The organism is Butyrivibrio sp. (genome assembly GCF_024699075.1).
In genome coordinates this window covers 1-4,536 of the sequence record NZ_JAILQF010000022.1, presented here as the reverse complement: position 1 = coordinate 4,536, position 4,536 = coordinate 1, and the positions used below count along the sequence as shown (strand labels likewise).

At 38.1% G+C, this 4,536-nt stretch carries 7 protein-coding genes and 1 pseudogene; 7 read left to right on the top strand and 1 reads right to left on the bottom strand.

Annotated elements, in window-relative coordinates:
- Positions 1-234 (bottom strand): annotated as a pseudogene (locus K6G87_RS00745) (glycoside hydrolase family 43 protein); the annotation flags it as partial.
- A 289-nt stretch (positions 235-523) separates the two neighbouring features.
- Here K6G87_RS00745 and K6G87_RS00740 point away from each other — a divergent pair.
- The 7 genes from K6G87_RS00740 (at position 524) to rpsR (ending at position 4,426) form a co-directional block, all read left to right on the top strand.
- The gene (locus K6G87_RS00740; protein WP_296832524.1) at positions 524-1,204 is read left to right on the top strand and encodes a hypothetical protein; all 681 of its coding nucleotides are present in this window, start codon (positions 524-526) and stop codon (positions 1,202-1,204) included.
- A 65-nt stretch (positions 1,205-1,269) separates the two neighbouring features.
- Positions 1,270-2,220: a S1 RNA-binding domain-containing protein gene (locus K6G87_RS00735; RefSeq protein ID WP_296832521.1), complete on the top strand. Its 951-nt coding sequence runs from the start codon at positions 1,270-1,272 to the stop codon at positions 2,218-2,220.
- A gap of 18 nt (positions 2,221-2,238) precedes the next feature.
- On the top strand, positions 2,239-2,961 hold the full coding sequence (locus tag K6G87_RS00730; protein ID WP_296832518.1) for an NAD-dependent protein deacylase: 723 nt from the start codon (positions 2,239-2,241) through the stop codon (positions 2,959-2,961).
- A gap of 25 nt (positions 2,962-2,986) precedes the next feature.
- Positions 2,987-3,169, top strand: coding sequence for a DUF951 domain-containing protein (locus K6G87_RS00725; RefSeq protein WP_296832515.1), 183 nt, complete (start codon positions 2,987-2,989; stop codon positions 3,167-3,169).
- 192 nt (positions 3,170-3,361) lie between these two features.
- Entirely contained in the window at positions 3,362-3,652 is a 291-nt protein-coding gene (rpsF, locus tag K6G87_RS00720) for a 30S ribosomal protein S6 (RefSeq protein WP_022759695.1), read from the top strand.
- Between the two features lie 17 nt (positions 3,653-3,669).
- Complete coding sequence (locus tag K6G87_RS00715; protein WP_296832509.1) at positions 3,670-4,122, top strand: single-stranded DNA-binding protein; 453 nt, start codon at positions 3,670-3,672, stop codon at positions 4,120-4,122.
- A 46-nt stretch (positions 4,123-4,168) separates the two neighbouring features.
- Positions 4,169-4,426: a 30S ribosomal protein S18 gene (gene rpsR / locus K6G87_RS00710; RefSeq protein WP_022754808.1), complete on the top strand. Its 258-nt coding sequence runs from the start codon at positions 4,169-4,171 to the stop codon at positions 4,424-4,426.
- Positions 4,427-4,536: the final 110 nt, after the last annotated feature.

Below are 4,536 nucleotides of genomic sequence, written 5' to 3'. Positions count from 1 at the left end.
CCAGGATATTCCTGATTCTATCCTTAAGTCTGTTGCTATAAGATAATATTTTCCTGTATCAGAATTTCTTACAATAAAAGGATCCCTGACTCCTTTCATGCCGATATTTGAATAAAGAACAGGCTGGCCGTTATTAAGATCAGTAAAGAAAAGGCCATCTTTACTTAAGGAAAAGTAAACCTGCTCGCCATCTTTGTGCTCACCTGTAAAGTGAACGAATAAATAAGCTGCCATAAATCCCCCTTATAGATTTAAATAAATCAAATTTGCAAGTGAAAATATAGTTTATAAAGTGCAAAGTTTGAATTAAATAACTTATAATTACAACCTTTATATTATTAAGTTTAAAAGCGTATAAAGCAAGGGTTTTTACTTACTCTTTCTAATATTTTAATAAATTTTAGATTCTTGAATGTGTGATTCACCTGATATGGAAAGACGCTGTAAACTGCAAGCCTAAGCTATTATTATGTGCTATAATTTTATTGCATTTATTTTTCTGTATGGGGGATGACCAAGTATTATGCTGAGTTTATCACTAAGACACATTTCAGAGGTCTTTCTATATGAATATTATATGAATCCCGGTGAATATGAGATATCAGAAGAAGACCTTTCAAGGCCTCACCTTGATAAGGCTAATTCTCTTTTGACTGAGCAAAAAAATAATGAAGCTCTGCAGGAATTTCTTGCAGCAAATATGGAAAATCCGGTTAGCTTTGAAGCTATTTCCGGAATCATTATCTGCTGTAAGCGCCTTGGAGATATAGAAGGTGAATATAAGTATACTCAGGATATGTACAAGCTGTGCTGCACAAGGGCAGAACTTGCCACATATTATAGAAACCTTGGCTGGTATTATCTTGAAAATTATAAGCCATATCTAGCAGCTGCTATATACAGATACAGTACCTACTTTCAGAAGAGTCAGGCTGCAGAAGATGAGATTAAGTACCTTGAAACAGCGCTCAATAAGCCTATGGGACAAGAGTCTCCTGAGCAGATATTGAAAATCCTGGAAGATAATAATATAGAAAAGGGACCGTCTAATGTGACACTTGCTCTTTTGATAAAAGCAGGAGAAGAAGCTGAGCAAAATGGCAATTTTATGCAGGCAAATGACTGCTATATGATGGTCTATGATCTTACAGGTGATGAAGAAATTAGTGATAAAATAAATATGATAAGCGAGAAGATGCAGTAAGCTTGTAAAATCTTAAAGACATAAATAAAACATAATAATTAAGGCAAGAGGAAGGTAAAAGGGTTATGGAAGAAAAGAACTTAAACGAAGTTACAAATTCAGAGAATCAGAAACAGGAGTCTATGGAAGATTATGCAGATGTACTTGAGAGATCTTTCAGAAAACTCGAAGTTGGAGATGTAGTAGAAGGAATAGTTTCAGGAGTTGAAGAGACAAGCGTCACAGTAGATCTTGATTACTACGCACCAGGAATCATAAAGCTTGAAGATCTGTCTGATGATCCGCATTTTTCTATCAGAAATGATATTCATGCAGGAGACAAGATCTCAGCAACAATAAAGCGTATGGATGATGGAAGAGGCAATATCCTTCTTTCCAAAAAAGAGGCTAATAAGGTGCTTGCCTGGGATAAATTTAAAGGTCTCCTTGAATCTGGAGAAGTGGTAAGTGTTAAGGTATCTGAAGCTGTAAAAGCAGGTGTTGTAGCTTATCTTGAAGGCGTTAGAGCTTTCATACCTGCATCAAAGCTTGCACTTTCTTTTGTAGAAGAGAATGATCTTGAAAATTATGTTGGCAAGACCATCGACGTTCAGGTTATCACAGTAGATGAAGAGAACAGCAAGCTCGTTCTTTCTGCCAAAGAGATTTTGAGAAAAAAAGCTGATGAAGAAAGACTTACTAAAGTATCAAATGTTGAAGTAGGTCTTGTAACAGAAGGAACTGTAGAGAGCCTTCAGAACTATGGAGCCTTCATAGATCTTGGAAACGGACTTTCAGGACTTGTCCATATCTCACAGATAGCAAATCAGAGAATTGCTCATCCAAGCTCTGTTCTTAAAGTTGGACAGAAGGTTAAAGTTAAAGTAATTGCTATTAAAGATGGTAAGCTTTCACTTTCCATGAAGGCACTTGATGATGTCATGGCCAAAGAGATCACGGAAGAAGAAATTGAATATAAGAGTGAAGGAGAAGCTACAACAACACTTGCTGATCTTCTTAAAAAGGCAGGATTCTGATAGGAAAGGAGTTTTCTTATGAGTGAAGAAATTGAAAGACTGAAAGAGATTATCAGACAGACCGATAACATAGTATTCTTCGGCGGTGCAGGCGTATCAACAGAAAGTGGTATTCCCGATTTCAGAAGTCAGGACGGATTGTACAACCAGAAATACAAATATCCGCCTGAACAGATCGTAAGTCATACTTTCCTTACAAGAAAACCTGAAGAATTCTATGAATTTTATAAAGACAGAATGATATATCAGGGGGCAAAGCCCAATAAAGCCCATATAAAACTTGCACAGTGGGAAAAAGAGGGCAAGTTAAAAGCAGTTGTAACGCAGAATATAGACGGATTACACCAGGCTGCAGGATCTAAAAATGTATTAGAACTCCACGGAAGCACTTTAAGAAATTACTGCTTAAAGTGTGGTAAGCGCTATGATATAGATTACGTCATTAACTCAGAAACAACTATTCCTTACTGCGAATGCGGCGGAATGGTAAGACCTGATGTTGTCCTTTATGAAGAAGGACTTGATATGAATGTCATAGAGCAGGCTGTATCATTTATATCAAATGCAGATGTTCTTATAATAGGTGGAACTTCACTGGCAGTATATCCTGCTGCAGGACTTATAGATTATTACAAGGGTGATAAGCTTGTCGTAGTCAATAAATCTGCAACACCAAGAGATTCTCAGGCAGACCTTTTGGTACAGGGAAGTATAGGAGAAGTCTTTGACCAGCTTCCATGAGGGTTCAAGAAACACGAGGATATATATGCAAATAGAAGTAGGAGATATTGTAACTCTAAAGAAAAAGCATCCATGCGGATCATTTGAGTGGGAAGTCTTAAGAAACGGAGCGGATTTCAGACTTAAATGCGTAGGATGCGGGCATCAGATAATGATTGCCAGAACAGCACTGGAAAAAAACGTAAAAGCGATCAGGCATAAAGATTAAACTAATTATCTGACAATTTGATCTTTTGAATGAAAAATGCAATTTTACGTTAAAAAGCTTGCAAATAAAGGCTGTTCATGCTATTATGAAACTCCGTGATATAAATTCCTTGCTTCTGCTGCAGCATTATTATATGTATCACACGCTGCACATGCAGGCGGAAGCCAGAGACCAAAAGGAGGTAACAACAGCATGAACAAGTACGAATTAGCCGTTGTTGTCAGCGCAAATGTTGATGATGAAGCAAAAACAAAGGCCGTTGACAAGTGCAAGGCACTGATCGAGCGTTTCGGAGGCACAGTTACGAACGTAGACGATTGGGGTAAGAAAAAGCTTGCTTATGAGATTCAGAAGCAGACTGAAGGTTTCTATTACTTCATCCAGTTCGACGCTGAAGCAACAGTTCCAGCTGAGCTCGAGTCACGTGTTCGCATTGTGGACAACGTCATCAGATACTTATGCGTTAGAAACGACGAGGCATAAGAAAGAGGACAAGACAGATGAATAAAGTTATACTTATGGGACGTTTAACAAGAGATCCGGATGTAAGATACAGTCAGGGAGAAAACCCACTTGCAATCGCAAGATACACACTGGCAGTTGATCGTAGATTCTCAAGAAGAGATAACGGTGACGGACAGCAGACAGCAGATTTCATTTCCTGTAAAGCTTTTGGTAAAGCCGGTGAATTTGCTGAGAAGTATTTTCACAAGGGAACCAAGATTTGTGTAACAGGTAGAATTGAAACTGGTTCTTACACAAACAAGGATGGCGTCAAAGTATATACTACAGAAGTCGTTGTAGAAGATCAGGAGTTCGCAGAAAGTAAGAACAGCAGCGGACAGGGAGATTATTCCCAGCCAGCAGCATCTGGATCTGCAGCACCTGTAGCGGCAGCTGATGGTTTCATGAATATTCCTGATGGAATTGATGAAGAACTGCCGTTCAACTAATGGTCAGCAGTTTAAGCTGACTAGAATTTGATAGGAGGCAAACCAAATGGCTTTCAATAAAGAAAGATCCGAAGCACCTCGTAGAAAAGGTGGCATGCACAGAAGAAAGAAAGTTTGCGTATTCTGTGGTAAGGATCATGCAATTGATTACAAGGATGCAGCAACACTTAAGAAGTATGTTTCCGAGAGCGGAAAGATTCTTCCTAGAAGAATCACAGGAAACTGCGCTAAGCACCAGAGAGAGATCACTGTTGCTATTAAGCGTGCAAGACATCTTGCAATTATGCCATACGTAGCAGACTAATAGTCAGCAATAAGGTATATAATTATAAGACACTTTTTAGAAGAGATTCTAAGAAGTGTCTTTTTTTGTATGTGTATCTTTACATTTTTTCTTATTCAAATTCGTTAAAT